The organism is Mycolicibacterium sp. HS_4_1 (genome assembly GCF_054515875.1).
The window spans coordinates 2,351,540-2,369,099 of the sequence record NZ_CM137261.1 but is presented as its reverse complement, the minus strand read 5'-3'; the positions used below and the strand labels follow the sequence as shown (position 1 = coordinate 2,369,099).

At 67.5% G+C, this 17,560-nt stretch carries 17 protein-coding genes and 1 pseudogene; 6 read left to right on the top strand and 12 right to left on the bottom strand.

Annotated elements, in window-relative coordinates:
• The first annotated feature begins 257 nt into the window (after positions 1-257).
• Positions 258-749: a M23 family metallopeptidase gene (locus ACX12F_RS11255; RefSeq protein ID WP_459369634.1), complete on the top strand. Its 492-nt coding sequence runs from the start codon at positions 258-260 to the stop codon at positions 747-749.
• Positions 750-886: 137 nt separating this feature from the next.
• Here the strand turns inward: ACX12F_RS11255 and ACX12F_RS11250 are convergent, their stop codons facing one another.
• From ACX12F_RS11250 to ACX12F_RS11225, 6 genes are all read right to left on the bottom strand, one after another.
• Positions 887-1,783, bottom strand: coding sequence for a tyrosine recombinase XerC (locus ACX12F_RS11250; RefSeq protein WP_459369633.1), 897 nt, complete (start codon positions 1,781-1,783; stop codon positions 887-889).
• Positions 1,784-1,851: 68 nt separating this feature from the next.
• Positions 1,852-2,052: a hypothetical protein gene (locus ACX12F_RS11245; protein ID WP_459369632.1), complete on the bottom strand. Its 201-nt coding sequence runs from the start codon at positions 2,050-2,052 to the stop codon at positions 1,852-1,854.
• A 248-nt stretch (positions 2,053-2,300) separates the two neighbouring features.
• Positions 2,301-3,467 (bottom strand): lactate 2-monooxygenase, encoded by a 1,167-nt coding sequence (locus tag ACX12F_RS11240; RefSeq protein ID WP_459369631.1) that lies wholly within the window; start codon positions 3,465-3,467, stop codon positions 2,301-2,303.
• A gap of 73 nt (positions 3,468-3,540) precedes the next feature.
• Positions 3,541-4,386, bottom strand: coding sequence for a siderophore-interacting protein (locus tag ACX12F_RS11235; RefSeq protein WP_459369630.1), 846 nt, complete (start codon positions 4,384-4,386; stop codon positions 3,541-3,543).
• Positions 4,387-4,423: 37 nt separating this feature from the next.
• Positions 4,424-5,482, bottom strand: a complete 1,059-nt coding sequence (locus tag ACX12F_RS11230) for a glycoside hydrolase 5 family protein (protein WP_459369629.1) — start codon at positions 5,480-5,482, stop codon at positions 4,424-4,426.
• A 105-nt stretch (positions 5,483-5,587) separates the two neighbouring features.
• A complete protein-coding gene (locus tag ACX12F_RS11225) occupies positions 5,588-6,241 on the bottom strand; it encodes a TetR/AcrR family transcriptional regulator (RefSeq protein ID WP_459369628.1) in 654 nt (217 codons plus the stop codon).
• Positions 6,242-6,346: 105 nt separating this feature from the next.
• Between ACX12F_RS11225 and ACX12F_RS11220 the strand changes: the two genes are divergently transcribed.
• The 3 genes from ACX12F_RS11220 to mhpA all read left to right on the top strand — a co-directional run bounded on the left by ACX12F_RS11220 (position 6,347) and on the right by mhpA (position 10,109).
• Positions 6,347-7,477, top strand: a complete 1,131-nt coding sequence (locus ACX12F_RS11220) for a VOC family protein (RefSeq protein WP_459369627.1) — start codon at positions 6,347-6,349, stop codon at positions 7,475-7,477.
• Positions 7,474-8,412, top strand: a complete 939-nt coding sequence (locus ACX12F_RS11215) for a fumarylacetoacetate hydrolase family protein (protein WP_459369626.1) — start codon at positions 7,474-7,476, stop codon at positions 8,410-8,412. The genes ACX12F_RS11220 and ACX12F_RS11215 overlap by 4 nt, the downstream gene beginning before the upstream one ends.
• Positions 8,413-8,534: 122 nt before the next feature.
• Positions 8,535-10,109: a bifunctional 3-(3-hydroxy-phenyl)propionate/3-hydroxycinnamic acid hydroxylase MhpA gene (gene mhpA, locus ACX12F_RS11210; RefSeq protein ID WP_459369625.1), complete on the top strand. Its 1,575-nt coding sequence runs from the start codon at positions 8,535-8,537 to the stop codon at positions 10,107-10,109.
• Here the strand turns inward: mhpA and dprA are convergent.
• From dprA to ACX12F_RS11195, 3 genes are read right to left on the bottom strand one after another with little or no spacing between them, the layout of a single operon-like run.
• Complete coding sequence (gene dprA / locus ACX12F_RS11205; protein WP_459369624.1) at positions 10,093-11,226, bottom strand: DNA-processing protein DprA; 1,134 nt, start codon at positions 11,224-11,226, stop codon at positions 10,093-10,095. The two genes, mhpA and dprA, sit on opposite strands and share 17 nt — an antisense overlap.
• Positions 11,223-12,731: a YifB family Mg chelatase-like AAA ATPase gene (locus ACX12F_RS11200; RefSeq protein WP_459369623.1), complete on the bottom strand. Its 1,509-nt coding sequence runs from the start codon at positions 12,729-12,731 to the stop codon at positions 11,223-11,225. The genes dprA and ACX12F_RS11200 overlap by 4 nt, the downstream gene beginning before the upstream one ends.
• Positions 12,731-13,087 carry a YraN family protein gene (locus ACX12F_RS11195; RefSeq protein ID WP_459370313.1) on the bottom strand — a complete coding sequence of 119 codons (357 nt, stop codon included), beginning with the start codon at positions 13,085-13,087 and terminating at the stop codon, positions 12,731-12,733. Before ACX12F_RS11195 ends, ACX12F_RS11200 begins: the two co-directional genes overlap by 1 nt.
• A gap of 238 nt (positions 13,088-13,325) precedes the next feature.
• Here ACX12F_RS11195 and ACX12F_RS11190 point away from each other — a divergent pair, with 238 nt between their 5' ends.
• Both ACX12F_RS11190 and ACX12F_RS11185 read left to right on the top strand, forming a co-directional pair.
• The gene (locus tag ACX12F_RS11190; RefSeq protein WP_459369622.1) at positions 13,326-13,493 is read left to right on the top strand and encodes a hypothetical protein; all 168 of its coding nucleotides are present in this window, start codon (positions 13,326-13,328) and stop codon (positions 13,491-13,493) included.
• Between the two features lie 78 nt (positions 13,494-13,571).
• Positions 13,572-13,766 (top strand): annotated as a pseudogene (locus ACX12F_RS11185) (maleylpyruvate isomerase N-terminal domain-containing protein); the annotation flags it as partial.
• A gap of 82 nt (positions 13,767-13,848) precedes the next feature.
• On the opposite strand, the gene ACX12F_RS11180 reads toward ACX12F_RS11185, so the two are convergent.
• The 3 genes from ACX12F_RS11180 to ACX12F_RS11170 are packed head-to-tail and all read right to left on the bottom strand — an operon-like array spanning position 13,849 to position 17,472.
• Positions 13,849-15,423: an acetolactate synthase large subunit gene (locus ACX12F_RS11180; protein WP_459369621.1), complete on the bottom strand. Its 1,575-nt coding sequence runs from the start codon at positions 15,421-15,423 to the stop codon at positions 13,849-13,851.
• A 43-nt stretch (positions 15,424-15,466) separates the two neighbouring features.
• The gene (locus ACX12F_RS11175; RefSeq protein ID WP_459369620.1) at positions 15,467-16,267 is read right to left on the bottom strand and encodes an acyl-CoA thioesterase; all 801 of its coding nucleotides are present in this window, start codon (positions 16,265-16,267) and stop codon (positions 15,467-15,469) included.
• On the bottom strand, positions 16,264-17,472 hold the full coding sequence (locus ACX12F_RS11170; RefSeq protein ID WP_459369619.1) for a CoA transferase: 1,209 nt from the start codon (positions 17,470-17,472) through the stop codon (positions 16,264-16,266). Before ACX12F_RS11170 ends, ACX12F_RS11175 begins: the two co-directional genes overlap by 4 nt.
• Positions 17,473-17,560 lie beyond the last annotated feature (88 nt).

Below are 17,560 nucleotides of genomic sequence, written 5' to 3'. Positions count from 1 at the left end.
CGATATCGGGTGATACCGAACCCTGGCGTCTGCTGCGTGCCGGACCCAACTCGGTTGTCCGAGGTGGGACCGCCCGACATGCGATCGCGACCCGAGATCGAGCCGCTGTGCAGGCGCGCGAAGTCAACCCACGAATGCGGATTGCAGGTGGAAGTTTACACGCTCCCGAGGTGTGCTTTTGTCCACAGCGCGCCGGTTATCCACAGATCGGGGTTCGCGGGGTTCCCAAGCCGCTGACGGAGCGCTGAACTGGGGTGATGCGGATCGATCTGCTCGTAGTGCTCATCACCGTCAGCTCGACCGGCGTGGCGCACGCTGCCGACGACCGGCTGGACTGGCCACTACGGCCGCGCCCCGCCGTCGTGAGGACTTTCGACGCGCCGCAGCCCAACTGGCAGCGCGGGCATCGCGGCGTCGACCTCGCGGGTTCCGCCGGCCAGACCGTGTATGCCGCGGCCCCGGGCACCGTGGTGTTCGCCGGGGAGCTCGCAGGCCGGCCGGTGGTATCGGTGGCGCATCCGGGCGGGCTACGGACCAGCTACGAGCCGGTCCGTGCGGCGGTGCGGCCGGGCGCCGCCGTCTCCGCCGGTAGTGCCCTCGGCACCCTGGTGGCCGGGCACCCCGGGTGCGGCAACTGCCTGCATTGGGGCGCGATGTGGGGTGCGTCGTCCAATGCCGACTACGTCGATCCCCTCGGCCTGCTCGCCGCCACCCCGATTCGCCTCAAGCCCCTCACCCCCGCCCCCTGACCGCGAGCGTGCGTGTTTGCGCGCGACACGCCGCCCGAAGCGGGCTGTATGTGCACGCTCGCGGCCCTCGATCGTGACGCGATCGCACGCAGGACACGGCATGTCGCGCGCAAACACGCACGCTCGGCGGAAGTGGGTTAGGCGCGGGGATGGGCCTGGTCGTGCACGGCGCGCAGCCGCGCCACCGTCACATGCGTGTAGAGCTGCGTGGTCGCGAGCGACGAATGCCCCAGCAGCTCTTGCACGACGCGCAGGTCCGCGCCGCCTTCCAACAGATGCGTCGCCGCGCTGTGCCGCAGCCCGTGCGGCCCGATGTCGGGAGCACCGTCGACGGCGGAGATGGTCTGGTGCACGACGGTCCGCGCCTGCCGGGGATCGAGGCGCCGTCCGCGCGCACCGAGGAGCAGCGCAGGCCCGGACGTCGCCACCGCCAGCGCAGGGCGGCCGTCCGACAGCCAAGCCCGCAGCGCCTTGAAGGCCGGCTCACCGAACGGCACGGTGCGCTGCTTGTCGCCTTTACCCAGCACCCGGAGTACGCGGCGGCTCTGGTCGACGTCGTCGATGTCCAGGCCGCACAGCTCACTGACGCGGATACCGGTGGCGTACAGCATCTCGACAATCAACCGGTCCCGCAGGGCCATCGGATCCCCTTGCTCCGCACCCGAACTCGCTGCGGACATCGCGTCGACGGCCTGGTCCTGGCGCAGCACGGCGGGCAGGGCACGACGAGCCTTCGGGGTCTGCAGCCGCACCGCCGGGTCGGTCTCGAGCAGCCCCCGTCGCAGCGCCCATGCGGTGAAGGTCTTGACCGCCGAGGTCCGGCGGGACAGCGTGGTGCGCGCCGCGCCCCTGGCAGCTTGTTCGGCGAGCCAGGACCGCAGCGTCGTCAGGTCCAGGTCGCCGATGGCCGCGTCGTCGCCGAGGAATTCACCCAACGACCGCAGGTCGCCCCGGTAGGCACGCCGCGTGTGCTCGGAACGGCCGCATTCGAGTTCGAGGTACTGATCGAACTCATCGAGAACTGCCGGGTGCACTCCCCTACGTTGGCAGAGCCGACACCCGATCGCCCGGCACGCCACCCGCCGTTAGCCGAGCTGTGACCTCAAGCGTCGACGCGCCTGCCCGCACGTTCGGCGAACGCATCGAGTGCGGCAAGAACTTCCCGGGATCGCCATACGCGGTTGCGACGGCCGGCGGTGGTCTCGATGATCACGCCTGCCTCAACCAATGGAGTCAGCACTCGCTGGGCGTGTGCAGTTTGGGCCACGATGCCCGAGTCCACGAGCAGCGCGGCATTGATCACCGGGCGACTGGTCAGTAGGTCGGCCGCCTTCCACGCTCCTGAATCCGCGCGCGGTGATCCTGTCGTTCCAGCTGGCGCGGATGGTGCGCAGGTCCGTGACCAGCTGCCGACCGTTGACCGTCGCGCGCACGCTTGCCTCGGCAAATCGCTCCACGATGGGCGCGGCCTCACCCAGCGCACATCCTCATAAGTGACGGCGTCCAGTGAATGCACACCGTCGTCTTACATCCACTTATGAGACACGCGCATCAATGCGCGTCGACGCGGCGCAGGACGTCCGGGGTGAGCTCGGCCAGCGAGCGGTAGCCGTCGACGGCCATGGTCAGGTCGGCCTCGGCCAGCAGGGACCGCAGCACGTGAACAACACCGTCGACGCCCCCCAGTGCCATGCCGTAGGCGTAAGGCCGGCCGATGCCGACGGCGGTCGCGCCCAGGGCCAGCGCCTTGACCACGTCGGCGCCGGTGCGGACGCCGGAGTCGAACAGCACCGGCATGCCGTCCACCGCCTCCACGACACCGGATAGGCAGTCGATGGCCGGAATTCCGCCGTTGGCCTGCCGGCCGCCGTGGTTGGAGCAGTAGATGCCGTCGAAGCCGGCATCCCGGACACGTCGCGCGTCGTCGGGGTGACAGATGCCCTTGACCAACAGTGGCAGTGTGGTCAACGACCGCAGCCATGGCAAGTCGTCCCACGTCAGCGGGTTACCGAAGTCCTGCACCCATTGCATCACCACGCCCTGCGGGTTCTGCTCGGGTGGCGCCGGCAGCTTGGCCCGGAACACCGGGTCGCTGGTGTAGTTGGACAGGCAGTGACCGCGCAGCTGCGGGAAGTTCGCCGTCGACAAGTCGCGCGGACGCCAGCCGGGCACCCAGGTGTCGAGGGTGACGACGATGCCCTTGTATCCAGCGGCTTCCGCCCGGCTGACCAGGCTTGCCGCCAGGTCCCGGTCTTTCGGGGTGTACAGCTGGAAAAAGCCTGGGGTGTCACCGAATTCGGCGGCGACGTCCTCCAACGGATCGCTGGTGAGCGTCGAGACCATCATCGGTACGCCGGTCTGGGCCGCGGCCCGTGCGGCATGCAGGTCACCGTGGCCGTCTCGCGAGCAGATGCCCATGACCCCGATGGGCGCGAGGAACAGCGGCGACGGCAGCTTGAGGCCGAACAGGTCGACGGTCAGGTCACGCTCGGTGGCTCCGACCAGCATCCGTGGCATGAGGCCCCAGCGATCGAAGGCGCTGACGTTCACGCGCTGCGTCCGCTCATCGCCGGCGCCGCCTGCGACGTACGACCAGATCGACGGCGGCATCGCGGCCTGGGCGCGCTCCTCGAGTTCCGCGAACGAAATCGGCAGCGTCGGGACGACACCGCCCAGCCCCTGCAGATAAATCTCGAGTTGGTAGTCACCGAACGCCATCGGGCCCGCCCTTCTGTTGCAACTTCGGCTGAGGATCGCACACTAGCGTCGGCCTGCGCGTCGGCTTTTCGGCCTATGCCTCGGCTTCGGTCTTGGCGAGTTCTGCCTTCCACTGCCGGAAGGTCTCCTCGGTGCGCCCGCGGCGCCAGTAACCGGAGATGGACGCCCATTCGGCGCCGACACCGCGCTCCTTGCGCAGGTACGGACGCAGGTTGTGCATGACGGTCTGGGCCTCGCCGTGGACGAACACCTGGACCTGGCCGGGCAACCAGTCGGCCGCCCGGACCGCCGCGATGAGCGGCGCGTTGTCGCCGGCCTGGTCGTCGGGCACCAGATCGGCGCGGCCGCCGCGGTGGATCCACTGGATCTTCACGCCCGCGGGCGCCGTCAGGTCCAGCTCGTCGTCGGGTCCCCCGACCTCGATGAAGGCCTGGCCGATTGCATTGGGCGGCAACGCTTCCAGCGCGGTGCTCAACGCCGGCAGCCCTGCTTCGTCACCGGCCAGCAGGTGCCAGTCGGCGGCAGGGTTCGGGCTGTAGGCCCCATTGGGGCCCATGAGATACGCCGGATCACCGGGAACCAACGACGCCGCCCACGGCCCGGCCACGCCGGTATCGCCGTGCACCACGAAGTCGACGGTGAGTTCGCGCTGCTCCACGTCGACGCGCCGCACGGTATAGGTCCGCACCGTCGGCCGCTGGTCGGCCGGTAGCTCTTCGAAGCTGTCCAGGGTCAGCGGCTGCGCGAGGCCGGCCACATGGACGCCCGCGGGCACGATGACGAACTTGACGTAGGAATCGGTGAATTCCTTGGGACTGAAGGTGTCGAACCCGTTGCCGCCGAACACAACACGAATCATGTGCGGGGTCAGACGCTGGGTGCGCAGTACTTCGAAGGTATGTATCGGACGGCCTGCCACGCCTCGACTATACGAGCGGGCCGTCCGCCATGGTGGGCTACCTGGCCAGCACCGCTGCGGTGTACTTGGGCTTCCAGTCCGACGTGAGCAGCGCACCGAAGTTGGATTCGAGGTCGTCACGCTTGGCAGTGTCGGTGTCGCGCACGGCGAAGATGAACGCCGGCCCGCTCCAGCCCGTACCCGCCACGCCCGACAACACCTGCAGGATCTGCCGCGCCTGTTCGTCCTGGCTGACCCCGCGGGCCTGCGGCGCACAGGTTGAGGCGCCGAGTTCGGTCATCCATATCTTCTTGTCGCCGTCGCCGTTGACCGTCATCAGATCGTGAACACGCACCAGATCCGACCAGCCATTGTCGCCGTCTTCGGCGATGCCACCCGGGAACACGTACGGATGCATCGCGGTGGCATCGAAGAACTTCCGCGCACCATTGGCATACATGTCGGCGAGAAACTTGGTCGGCGCGTCCGGGCCGGCGGCGCGGCTCAGCCCGGCGGCGATGACGGTGGCGTCGGGCTGGATGGCCTTGATCGCCGGGTACGCCGCCTTGAGCAGCTCGGTGTAGACCGCAGCGCGGTTGTCGGTGAATCCGAAGAACAGCGGCAGGTTCGGCTCGTTCCAGATCTCCCAGTCCGCGACCCGGGCGCCGTAGCGCTGGACGACGGCCGTGACGAACGCGGCGTAGTCGGCCGGGTTTACCGGTGGCGCACTGAAATACGAGCCCGGTGGCCGAGCCCAGGTGGGGCTGTACGCGATCAGTCCGAGTACCTTCAGACCCCGCTTCTTGGCGCCACTCACCCAGTGGTCGACGTAATGCCAATTATATTGACCTTTAACGGGTTCCACGATGTGCCAATCGATCAGCACCCGCATCCACTCCGCCCGGGTTCGGGCGACGGCATCGAGTTCGCGGTCGGCGTCGGAGTCGCTCATCCAGGACTGGGGCGCACCGACACTGAACCCATAACCGCCGTCCGGCACCACCGGCATCGCAACGGGCGAGGGACGCACCCACAGACAGCTGCCGGCCGCCAGCGCGCAGACCAGCCCGGCGACGACCGCAAGTCGGCGTAATGGGCTGGTCCCACGGCTGGCCATGACAGCGAACGTACCTGAGGTAATTGTGAATCTCATTGCTGCTGTTCGCTTCTGGCCAGCCCGCGGCGGGTACCCGAAATCACGCACGGGCACCGAGGGGCCGGCTCACGCGACCGGTGCTACACCATCAAGACCAGGAAGTGCCCGCTGGCAGACCTGATGCGCTTCCTCGGCGGGCAATCCGAACAGTCTCAGTACGTCTTCCGTGACCCGATCGGCGGCCGCCGCGTCGTCGCGTTCGGGCTCTTGCTGCAGGAGCTTGCCGAGCCCAAGGAGTGCCCCAGCAGCGACGGCCATGGCCAGTTTGGGATCGTCGACGGTGAATCGGCCGGCGGCTACGGCGGCCTTGATGTCCCGTAATGCGCGTGGACCCAGGCCGCGGTCCGAACCCATGAGACTGAGGCCATTGGCGAGCAGGATCCGGCTCTCCTGCGGGCGGCGCCGAAATAATCGACCGGTAAGCCGAAAGCTGCAGGCAAATGCTTCGGCCGGGTCGTCGATCGACGCGGTGAGTCGATCAAGCAAGGCACCGTGGTTGTCGAGCACATCGGCCACCGCAGCCTCGAACAGCTCTTCCTTGCTGTCGAAGTGGTTGTAGAACGAACCCATTCCGACGTCTGCCGCCTGCGTGATCTCCAGGACTGGCACGTTGAGTTTGCCCTCGGCGATCAGTGCCTGCGCCGCCTGGATCAGCGCCGCGCGGGTGCGCTGTTTCCGCCGTTCCAGGCGGTTAGCCGGCTCGTCCTGCAATGCACTCACCGGTCCAGAATAACAGCATCTATCAGTTTTGATGATTTCGTCAGAATCTCTTGACTGACCTTTGCGTCGTATGTGACGATTTCGTCAGAGCGAAAGGGGTCACGGATGAACGACCTGGTCGGCGCACACAACGAACTCCACAGCGAGCAGGGCGCCTGGAAAGGCGAGCATTGCGGGCGTTCCCGCGACCCCGTAATCAAGGTCGCTGATATCGCCTGGCTGGAATTCGAGAAACCGGACCTTCAGCGAGCAGAGGCGTTCGCGCTCGCGTTCGGGTTCGCCACCTCGCTCCGAACCGACGATGAACTGCATCTGCGCGGCAGTGATTCGACCGCGCCATGCGTGATCGTGCGCCGCGGAAGCCGGAGCAGGTTCCTCGGAGTCGCGTTCGCCGCTGCCGACGAGGCGGACCTGCTCCGGCTCGCCACCGCGACCGGTGCCCGGACCAGGCCGCTGCCCGCGGCCATCGGCGGCATGGCGGTCGACCTGATCGACCCGAGCGGCGTACCGGTACAGGTGGTGTCGGGAATGCACGCCCTCGACCCATTGCCGACGCAGACTCCACATCGCTACAACATCGGCCACGAAATTCACCGCATCAACGCCACCCAACGCCCGCGGCGGGAGCCGACCACGGTGCAACGGCTCGGTCACCTCGTCATGCAGTCGACGAAATACCTCGAGACGCTGAACTGGTATCTCGACACCCTCGGCATGATCGTCAGCGACTTCCTCTACTTCCCGGGCCAGCGCAGCCGGGGACCGACCATGAGCTTTATTCGATGCGACCGCGGTTCGACGCCAACTGATCACCACACACTGGCACTGGCCCTGGGACCTCAGAACCGCTACGTGCATTCGGCCTATCAGGTGTGCGATCTCGACGCGTTGGCCGCCGGTGGCGAATACCTCGCGGAGCGTGGCTATTTCCGGTCCTGGGGAATCGGGCGTCATATCCAGGGCAGTCAGCTGTTCGACTACTGGCGTGATCCTGATGGCTTCATGGTCGAGCACTTCACCGATGGCGACTTGTTCGACTCGACCCTGCAACCGGGTTGGGCACCGTTCACCGCCTCGGGCCTGGCCCAGTGGGGGCCACCCGCGAGCAAGGATTTCCTCGGCACCAACCCGAAATCCCTACCGCACGAAGCACAGTCGGTCCTCGCGGCCTTGCGAGGCCACAACGAATTCGATATCAACCGCCTCATCGGCCTGCTGAAAGTAGCGAACTCATGACCATCTCGATCCTGCGCACCGCCGAAGCCTGGTGGGTCCAGACCACTACCGGTGCCGTCCGAATCGCCACCTCGGCCACGACCACCGGCGAGCTGCTCGCCGATCGGGCCGCCATCGACGCCGCGACGCGGGGCGGCGAGACGGTGCCGATCGGCAGCCTCGAACTCGTGTCTCCCGTGACCGCTCCCTGCCGCGTGGTGGCCCAGATGACCAACTTCGCCTCACATGTCAAAGACGCCGGTATGGACCCAAAGACCGTACCGCTCACCTTCTTTCGCAAAACCTCCGGCTCCATCAGTGGGCCGTTCGACGACATCGTCAAGCCGCAGCACGTCAAGTTTCTCGACTACGAAGTGGAGATCGGTCTGGTCATCGGTCGGGAGCTGCCCGTCGGCACCGAGGTCACCGAGGCGAACCTCGCCGACTACGTCGCCGGACTGGTCGTCACCAACGATGTCTCCGCCCGGGATATTCAGCTGCCGCAAACGCAGTTCTATGAAGCCAAGTCGTACCCGACGTTCACGCCGGTCGGCCCGGCGCTGGTCCTGTTGACGGCCGCCGAACTCAAGCGGTTCGGCGACCTGCGGCTGGAACTTCGGGTGAACGGCGAGGTGCGCCAAAACATGCTGGTCGCTGGGGACATGATCTACAAGCCCCTAGAGGCACTGCAGTCCCTGGCCCGGTTTCAGCACCTCGGTCCCGGTGACCTTGTCTTGACGGGCACTCCTGCGGGCACGGCCTTGAGCGCGCCGCCCAAGCCTCTCGAGATCATCGGATCGCTGCTGCCGCCGGCCATCAAATGGAAGGCGTTCTTCTCGCGCCAAGCCGGCAACCCCAAGTATCTGCAGCATGGGGACGTGGTGGAACTGTCGGTGGCCACCGACGACGGCGCCATCGACCTCGGCACCCAGTGCACGTCGGTGAGGTATGCATGAACGCGGGCCTGCTGTGGCCGCGCTATGCCACGCCGGGCGACCTCACCGCCATGCACGCGCGCCTCGACACTCTCGTCGCCAACCGCAAGTCGATCATCGGCTGATCCGAGTCGAGCACCGAAATGACTGATTTTGTAACGAAATCCGTGCCCATTGTCGTCGTCGGAGCGGGGCCGACGGGCGTCGCCGCGGCGACGTTGCTCGCCGACTACGGTGTCCCGACGCTGGTTCTCGACCGGTGGGAAACGGTCTATCCCCAGCCCCGCGCGGTGCACCTCGATGACGAGATTCATCGCATCCTCGCCCACCTCGGCGTGGCCGAAGAATTCGCCGCGATATCCCGGCCGGCGCTCGGGTTGCGCCTGCTCGACCAGAACCACCACGCGCTGGCACAGTTCGACCGCGACCCCGCCCGCAGCCGGCATGGCTTCCCGCAAGCCAACATGTTCGACCAACCCGAACTGGAAGGGCTGCTGCGCGCCAACATGGCCAAGCGCACCAATGTGCAGCTGCGCGGCAATTCCGAGGTCACCGACATCACCCAGCACGAACCCGGCCGCGTGCGGGTGACCTACTCCGACCGGGCCACCGGAACTGAGCACGTGGTCGAAACCAGCTACGTGCTGGGCTGCGACGGAGCCAATAGCATCGTGCGGGCATCCATCGGCGCGGCCATGGACGACCTGCGCTTCGAGCAGCGCTGGCTGGTGGCCGATGTGGTCACCGAGGCCGAGCTCGATCAGTGGGACGGCGTGCACCAGGTATGCGATCCCGTGCGCGCTGCGACGTACATGCGGATCGGACCCAACCGCTACCGCTGGGAATTTCGGCTGCTGCCAGCGGAAACAGCAGCCGACTTCGGCACGATGGCAACCCTTCGGCCCCTCGTCGTCCCCTGGATCGGCGATCTCGCCGACGATGAGCTCGAACTCGTGCGTGTCACCGAGTACACCTTCCGCGCACAGATCGCCGACAGATGGCGGGAACGCAACGTGTTCCTCCTCGGCGACGCCGCGCACCTCACTCCCCCATTCATCGGGCAGGGCATGGGAGCAGGCCTGCGCGACGCGATGAACCTGGCATGGAAAGTCGCCGGCGTGATCAACAGGGATCTACCCGAGGCACTGCTGGCAACGTACGAACAGGAGCGGAAACCCCACGCACGCAGCATGATCGACTTGGCGCTGGCCATGGGGTGGGCGATGACGGCCGGTGGTCATGTCGGAAACATGGTGCGGCGTACCGTCGCACCCCGTTTGCGGTGGGTACCGGGCCTTCGTGACAAGCTCACCAACGGCACCACCCCCCGGCTGCACCAATCTGCATTGGTCATCAAACACCGGGCACCCCGCCACCTTGCCGGAACGCTGTGCCCCAATCCGGTTGTTGCCGACGGACAGCGCCTGGACACGTTGTTGGGCAATAGCTTTGCGCTCGTCACCACGACGCGTCCGCTCGCGTTCCAACGCGCCGCGCTCGATGAGCACGGCATCGTGGTACACGTCGCCGAGCCGGGTGGCGAGTTGGAGCGGTGGCTGCGCCGCGGCCATGCCACCGCGGCCATCGTCAGGCCTGATCGCACGGTGATGTGCGCCGGCCACGACGTGTGGAAACTGTGTGCGGCCATACCGGGCTTTCGTCCCTCGTTCGCCACCGCGCGCCTCATTCCAGAGATTGACCTCACCCCGCCCGCCTGATCCGCCACTGCCCGTCCTGCTTCTCCACCAGCCCATTGATCTCCAGCAGCGCGAGTGGCCCGAGGACCCGTTCGGGCGCTAGCGCCGCGCCGACCGAAATCTGCTCCAAGCTGCGGAACCCGCGCGCCGGCAGCGCCTCGTACACCTGAAGCTGTTCAGGGGTCAGGTCGTCCAGTGGTGTTTCGGGATGCTCGGGCTCGTCAGCGAGTTCGCCTATCCGCCCGATCAATTCGACGACCTGCTCCGCTCGGTCGACCAGAGCCGCGCCGTTGCGGATGAGGACATGGCATCCCGCAGAGGCGGCCGACGTCACCGGTCCCGGCACCGCACACACCTTGCGGCCCATCGCGTTCGCCCACGCTGCGGTGTTGGCCGCCCCGCTGCGCAGGCCCGCCTCCACCACCACCGTCGCACCAGACAGGGCCGCCGCCAACCGGTTTCTGGTCAGGAAGCGATACCGGGTCGGCCGCTCTCCCGGCGGGTACTCACTGAGCAGCAGGCCCGAGGTAGCCACCCGATGCAACAGTGCCGAATGCCCGGACGGGTACGGCACGTCGACACCACCGGCCAGCACCGCCACGGTGACGCCGTCTGACGCCAGCACCGCGCGGTGCGCTGCCCCGTCGATGCCATAAGCCCCGCCAGACACCACCGCGGCGTCACGTTCGACCAGCCCGGCCGCGATCTCCGCGGTGACGTGCTCGCCGTACGACGTGCACGCCCTGGTGCCGACGATCGCGGCGGCCCGCTCGACAACATCATCGAGCCGGGCCGGGCCGAGCGCCCACAGCACCATCGGCGGATGGCCCGACGGCCGATCCATCACCGCCCTGTTCGCGAATGCGACGAACGACAGGTACGGCCACTCATCGTCGTCGGGAGTGATCAGCCGCCCACCCCGGCGATCCAGTGCCTCCAAATCCCTTGCAGCACAATCGACCTCGCGACGAGCGGCAACACTCCCGGTGAGGTCCCTGTCCTCCCGACCGCGGCGGATCATGTCCGCCACCTCGACGGGACCGCGCTCAGCCACCAGTGTCGTCAGCCGCGGACACGGCGGCTCGACCACGCGCGACAGATACGCCCACGCCCGTCGTTCCAGATCGTCGGTACTCATCGCACATCGCCCTCACGGAAACCCAGCGCCGTGCTCACGTCCTCGAGGTTGGGGGAATTCCGGCCGGCCAGATCGGCCAAAGACCACGCGACCCGCAACGTGCGATCAACGCCGCGGATACTCAACCGCCCAGAATCGAGCGACTTGCGCAGCGGCGCCATCGCGTCCCGGCTCGGCCGGAATTTCCGGCGCAGCACCGGCCCCGGAACCTCCGCGTTGGTCCGGACCCCGACGATCTGCCATCGCTCGGCGGCGGCCGCCCGGGCCGCGGCGACCCGAGCACGGACATCACTGGTGGATTCCGCCCCGTGGTCACCGAACGCTCCGGCGAGCACCGGGTGCATGTCGACGCGCAGGTCGACCCGGTCCATCAACGGCCCGGACAGCTTGCCCAGATACCGGCGGCGGTCGGCCGACGGGCACACACAGTCCCGGGGATTCGGCGGCGCGCACGGGCAGGGATTCGCCGCGAGCACCAACTGGAAGCGGGCGGGATAGCACGCGACGCCGTCACGTCGGGCCAGCCGAATCTGCCCTTCCTCCAATGGGGTTCGCAAAGCTTCGAGCACGCTCACCCCGATCTCGGCACACTCGTCAAGGAACAACACGCCGCGATGGGACCGGCTGATCGCGCCCGGCCGCGCCATACCGGAGCCGCCGCCTACCAACGCCGACACACTCGACGTGTGGTGCGGTGCCACAAACGGCGGCCGGGTGATCAGCGGCGTATCGCCCGTGAGCAGCCCCACCACCGAATGAATGGCGGTGACCTCCAGCGCCTCGTCGTCGGTCAGGTCGGGCAACAACCCCGGCAGCCGTTGCGCCAGCATGGTCTTCCCGATGCCCGGCGGGCCCGTGAGCATCAGGTGGTGCGCGCCGGCGGCGGCGATCTCGACCGCCCACCGAGCCTGGGTCTGCCCCACCACGTCGGCCAGGTCAACGCTGTCGTCCACGGCCGGGGCGGTGGTGTCGACCCGCTCGCCGAGCGCAGCCTTCCCGTTGAGCCATGCCTGCATCTGGCCGAGGGTGCGGACGCCCCAGACCTCGATGCCGTCGACCAGGCTGGCCTCGGCCAGATTCTCTGCAGGCACCACCACCGACGGCCAGCCCTCGCGCTTGGCCGCCATGACGGCAGGCAGTACGCCCTTGACCGGCCGCACCCGCCCGTCCAGCGCCAGTTCACCCAGCAGGACCGTCTTCTCGAGCCGTGCCCAGTGCATCTTCAGATGCGCCGACAGCACCGATGCGGCGATCGCCAGGTCGTACATCGACCCGCCTTTCGGCAGGGTGGCCGGCGACAACCCGAGAGTGAGCCGTGACATCGGCCAGCTGTTGCCGCAATTGGTGATCGCGGCCCGGACCCGGTCCCGGGCCTCCTGCAGGGCTGCGTCGGGCAAGCCGACCAGATGCACTCCCGGCAGCCCTGAGGTGATGTCCGCTTCGATTTCGACCATGACGCCGTCGAGGCCGCGGATGGCCACCGAGTATGCCCGTCCGAGCGCCATCAGCCGATGCCCTTCAGGTGGACCAGTTCGGGCTCCCGGCCGCCGAGGCGTACGCCGACCACATCGATCCGGATGTCGGGCCAGTGGACGTTCTGCTCGGCGAGCCACACGCTGGCCAGCCGGCGCAGGCGACGGGCCTTCTCGGGCGTCACCGCTTCCTCGATGCCGCCGAACTCGGTGGTGGTTCGCGTCTTCACCTCGACGAAAACCACTGCACTGTGGCCCCTTTCGGTGGCGATGATGTCGAGTTCACCCCAGCGACAGCGCCAGTTCCGGGCCAGGACCGTCATCCCCAGCGAGATCAGGTGGTCGACCGCGAGTTGCTCGCCGAGCGCTCCGATCTCGGTACGAGTCATGCGTGGTGGTGTGTTCATGTCGCCACCGTGGCCGCTGCCACCGACAGATCGCGGGCCGAGGGCCCCAGATCCACCGCGCCGCCGGCAGTTATCCACAGTGCGCGATTCATCCACAGGGAAAGACCGATTACTGCCGAAGAACGATCAATTGCTGCCAACACCCCATCCGCAGAAATACCGCCAGACCCCGTCCCGTTGAACTGGGCATCAAAGCTTCGGCTACAAGGAGTTGGGGACAATGAAGAAGCTCGGGATCGCCGCACTGGTGGCAAATGGATTGGCGGCAGCAGTTCTGGGTCTGGCCGCGCCGGCATCGGCGGACTACTCGCACCACGACTGGGTCAACAACATCCACCCGCAGGCGCAGGCGCCGCAGGTCGACAACACCGTGCACCAGAGCCGCTGACCGGCAACACGATTCGGGGCGTCCTCCACCGGGGGCGCCCCGATTTTTGTGTCCGGCGTTTCGGGGTATCAAGGAACCATGGATTCGATCGATACCGACCGCTTCCCCGAATGGGGACCTTTCGCCGAAGCCGTACAGCAACGGAGCCCCGAGACAGGCACGTGGTGTGAGGCTTGGACCGTGCGCGACATCGTCGTCCATCAGACCGGCAATGCCGAAGAGCTGGCCCGGGTACTGGAAGGCCACCTGGCCGGCGAACCCGTTCAGACCCGGGACGGATCCGCAGCGCCGCCGGCACACTCGAACTGGGCCAGCTCCGCACGCTGCTCAGTGGCAACTGAACTACAAAGCTGAACTACACCAGCGCAGGGACCGCAGCGTCGATGAGGTACGGCCCCGCAGTGGCATATCCGACACGGAGCTGGTCAGCCAGCTCCGCGGTGGTCGTCACCTTGACCGAGGGCACACCCATGGCCGCCGCCAACGCCGCAAAATCCGTCGTCGGCCCCGACAGATCAAGCATCGCAGCGGCTTTCGGCCCACTGGCCATCCCGACCTCAGTGGCGCCGACGCGCTGCAACTCCATCCGCAGGATCGCGTAGGCGGCGTTGTTGAGGATCACCGTCACCACATTGAGCTGCTCGTGCGCCATGGTCCACAACGCCGAAATCGTGTACATCGCACTGCCATCGGCCTGCAGACACAGCACCGGGCGGTCAGGGCAGGCGACCGCGGCACCCACGGCATTCGGCAATCCGAAACCGATGGCCCCACCGGTCAGGGTCAGCAGGTCGTGCCGCGGCGCACTCATCGTCGCCTGTGGCAGCAGGAACCCGCTGGTGTTGGCCTCGTCCACCACAATGGCGTTGTCGGGCAGCGTCGCCGCCACCACCTCGACCCAGTTCTGCGTCGTCAGCGCTGAATCATCGGGCACCGCGACGGTCCTCAGCTCGGTCAGTGCGGGCTCACTTCCCGGTGCCACCGCGTCGGCCAGCGCTTCCAGCCGCGCGACGACGTCGCCGCTCACTGTCTGCACCCGACAGCCCGCGGGCACCAGGTCGCTCGCCTTGCCTGGGTAGGCGAAGAACGACACCGGGGACCGCGCACCGGCAAGTACCAGGTTCTCGGCACCGGTCAGCTGAAATTGGGCAGCTTCGGCGAGATACGCCAGCCGTTCGAAGTTGGGCCGTCCGGCGCCGCGTTCGAGTCTGGCCGGGAAGGTCTCGATCAGCACCTTGGTCCCTGTCGCCTCGGCGATCCGGCTGGCGGCACGAAGACCGCGCTCACGGCACGCCGCGCTGCCCAGCAGCATGACGGTGCCCGTTCCGAAGACGTCAGCACCGGCGTCGAGCAGTTCATGCTCTTCGGAGTCGACACCGGCCTGGTAGTCGAACGACACCGGGCTCGCGGCCGGCTCCCCCGCCGCCGGCTCGGCGCCTTCGGTCCAGGAGACGTCGGCGGGCAAGATCAGCGTGGCGACCTGGCCCTGTTGCGCGGCCTCGATGGCGGCCACCGCATCAGTGGCGATGTCAGCCAGCTTTTCGCACCGGCGCACCCAACCCGACACCGTGCCGGCCATGGCGTCGATGTCGGATTCCAGTGGTGCGTCGTACTTCTTGTGGCCCAGCGCGTGGTCACCGACCACGTTGACCATCGGCGAATAGGCGCGACGCGCATTGTGCAGGTTGGCGATGCCGTTGCCCAGGCCGGGTCCCAGGTGCAGCAGGGTGGCCGCCGGCTTGCCGGCCATGCGCGCATACCCGTCGGCGGCTCCGGTCACCACACCCTCGAAAAGGCAGAGCACGCCTCGCATCTCGGGCACCGAGTCCAGTGCCGCGACGAAGTGCATCTCGCTGGTTCCGGGGTTGCCGAAGCAGACGTCGACGCCGGCGTCGACCAGTGTGCGGATCAGTGCCTGTGCGCCGTTCATGGTTCTCCTTCGGGTGTTTTTCACCAGCCTGCGGACGACGGTACTACCGGTCCGCGATCAAGCCTTCCTGCACCAATGTCGCGACCCGGGTGCCGTTCGCGTCAACCAGACTCCCGGTGATCACGCCGCGCCCCCGGCCCGCCGCAGGCGAGCGCGATTCCAGCAGGTTCCACCGGTCGGCCCGGATCGGGTGGTGGAACCAGATCGAAAAATCGGTGGTGCCACTGCGGTGGGTACGCGCCTGCATGGAATGGCCGTGTACCTGCAGCGCCGGGTCGATCCCGTACAGATCGGTGATGTAGCAGGCAATCATCATGTGCGGCAGCTGTTCTGGTGGCATCGGTACGGTGGCCCGCCACCACATGCGTCGCACGAACTCGCCTGACGACCGGTCGTCGACGATCCGGATGTCGAGTTCACCCGACGGTATCGCGGGCGCGGGCCCGGGCGGGCCCGTCAACGGCAGCAGCTCGGGATCGTCTGGGAGCGTCCGTGATTCATCATGTTCGGGGCCCGCCAGGTCCACGGAGAACGACACCGTCGCCACAGTCAGCAACCGCCCGGCCTGGAACGCCTCGACCCGCCGCGCCGCTGCGGTCCGGCCGTCGTACACCCGGGCCACCGTGTACTCGGTGGCCGCACCGGCTTCGCCTCCGCGTAGGTACTGCAGGTGCATGGCGGTCGGGCGCATCTCCGGATTCACGGTGTGGCATGCGGCAGACAAGCTCTGCGCCATCAACAGGCCACCGAAGGCCCGCTTGCCGTCCGGTCCCCCGGCCTTGCCCAGCCAGGTGTCAACCCCTTCCCCGGGCGACACCACCAACAAATCAGGCAGCACGCTCACGCCACAACCCCCGCTTGCGTGAGGCGGGCGACGTCGTCACCGGTCAACCCGAGCCGCTCGGTCAGCACCGCGGTAGTGTCGTCGCCGAGCGCCGGCGCCGGACGCGCGGGTGGGTACTCGCCGTCGATGCGCAGCGGCAGCCCCGGTGCCAGATAGCGGCCGATGCGCGGTTGGTCGAGTTGGGTGAACAACGGGTTGTCGGTCACTTTCGGGCTCGCAGCCACCTCGCTGAAATCGCGGTAGCGCTCCCACAGGATGGACGTCGCCCCCAGCGCCGCCGTGATCTCCTCTGCGGTGCGCGCGCAGAACCAGACCGTGAACAGACCCGTGAGCGCGTCGCGGTGCAGATACCGCTGCCCTTCGTCGGCGAAGTCGGCGCCAAGCGATTCCGACAGCGCGGCAACAGCTTTCGTTGTCCCTGTCACCTCGACCAGGTCCCGGAAATGCCGACCGGTCAGCGCCACGATCATGAACGCCGCCCCGTCGGCGCTGACGAACTGCTGCCCGTACTGCCCGAAGATCGAGTTGCCGATGCGCTCACGCCCCACGCCGTTGACCATCACCTCGGTCAGAAAGCTCAGATTGCCGGCCGTGGCCAGGGCCACGTTCTCCAACGGGATGCTGACCCGCTGCCCCTGGCCGGTGCTGTCGCGGTGCCGCAGCGCCGCCGTCACCGCCAGCGCCAGGTACAGGCCGCACGACACGTCCCAGGCTGCCAGCACATGGTTCACGGGGGTCTGTAGCTCCGGCGGGCCGGTGACCAACGGAAAGCCCAATCCCGCGTTGACGGTGTAGTCGACGGCCGTGCCGCCGTCGGCCCGGCCGGACACTTCGGCGTGAATCAGGTCTGGCCGCAGCGTGGAGAGGGTCTCGTACGAATGCCACTGCCGGCCCGCCACATTGGTGATGAAGACGCCGGCGTCGACGATCAGCCGGGTCACCAAGTCCTGCCCCTCCGGCGAACGCAGGTCCACCGCGACCGACCGCTTGCCCTTGTTCAGGCCCGCCCAGTAGATACTCTCGCCACCATCGGTGACCGGCCAGCGGTGATAGTCCGCGGCGCCCCCGACCGGATCAACCCTGATCACCTCGGCGCCGAGCTGTGTCAGCGTCATCCCCGCCAAGGGCACTGCGACGAAGCTCGAAATCTCGACGATGCGTACACCCGCCAGTGGACGCGAGGAGCACGATGAATCAGCCGTCATCTGGACACCATAAAGGCCCTACGCAGCACAATCGGGTGCCCCCGGGCTCGTCGCGTCCCGCCGGACGGGAGGCGGTCGTCGCCGCGTG

Bases quoted from the DNA above. Each gene is read 5' to 3' on its own strand.
- dprA (WP_459369624.1), bottom strand. From the start codon at position 11,226: ATGAGTACCGACGATCTGGAACGACGGGCGTGGGCGTATCTGTCGCGC.
- mhpA (WP_459369625.1), top strand. From the start codon at position 8,535: ATGACTGATTTTGTAACGAAATCCGTGCCCATTGTCGTCGTCGGAGCG.
- ACX12F_RS11240 (WP_459369631.1), bottom strand. From the start codon at position 3,467: ATGGCGTTCGGTGACTACCAACTCGAGATTTATCTGCAGGGGCTGGGC.
- ACX12F_RS11200 (WP_459369623.1), bottom strand. From the start codon at position 12,731: ATGGCGCTCGGACGGGCATACTCGGTGGCCATCCGCGGCCTCGACGGC.
- ACX12F_RS11220 (WP_459369627.1), top strand. From the start codon at position 6,347: ATGAACGACCTGGTCGGCGCACACAACGAACTCCACAGCGAGCAGGGC.
- ACX12F_RS11170 (WP_459369619.1), bottom strand. From the start codon at position 17,472: ATGACGGCTGATTCATCGTGCTCCTCGCGTCCACTGGCGGGTGTACGC.
- ACX12F_RS11180 (WP_459369621.1), bottom strand. From the start codon at position 15,423: ATGAACGGCGCACAGGCACTGATCCGCACACTGGTCGACGCCGGCGTC.
- ACX12F_RS11190 (WP_459369622.1), top strand. From the start codon at position 13,326: ATGAAGAAGCTCGGGATCGCCGCACTGGTGGCAAATGGATTGGCGGCA.
- ACX12F_RS11215 (WP_459369626.1), top strand. From the start codon at position 7,474: ATGACCATCTCGATCCTGCGCACCGCCGAAGCCTGGTGGGTCCAGACC.
- ACX12F_RS11230 (WP_459369629.1), bottom strand. From the start codon at position 5,482: ATGGCCAGCCGTGGGACCAGCCCATTACGCCGACTTGCGGTCGTCGCC.
- ACX12F_RS11255 (WP_459369634.1), top strand. From the start codon at position 258: ATGCGGATCGATCTGCTCGTAGTGCTCATCACCGTCAGCTCGACCGGC.
- ACX12F_RS11195 (WP_459370313.1), bottom strand. From the start codon at position 13,087: ATGACTCGTACCGAGATCGGAGCGCTCGGCGAGCAACTCGCGGTCGAC.